This is a genomic window from Desulfocurvus sp. DL1XJH-121 (genome assembly GCF_054819825.1).
The window spans coordinates 1-259 of record NZ_JBTVWW010000135.1; the positions used below are offsets into that span (position 1 = coordinate 1).

Sequence of the window (259 nt, forward strand, 5' to 3'; positions counted from 1 at the left end):
GATCAGGACGGCACGGTTAAAGTGCCGATAAAAGGCAATATCACCTATTTTGGCAATATTGATCTCAGCAATGGCAAGCCGGTCAACGCCAGCAATACCATTTATCTTATCCGCACTCGCGCCGGCGGCGATCCGATCACTCCTTACGGCGGCTATAATATTTTTAATTCTAGCGCAACCCGAATCAGCGGGAATAACATCACCTGGGATCTTGACTGGCTGAAATTCAACCGCGTCGATTTTGAATCCGGCGAGATGG

At 49.0% G+C, this 259-nt stretch carries 1 protein-coding gene; it reads left to right on the forward strand.

Annotated features, from left to right (window positions below):
* The coding region (locus ACYYG1_RS17625) for a hypothetical protein (RefSeq protein WP_461211632.1) at positions 1-259 on the forward strand (259 nt) is incomplete at both ends.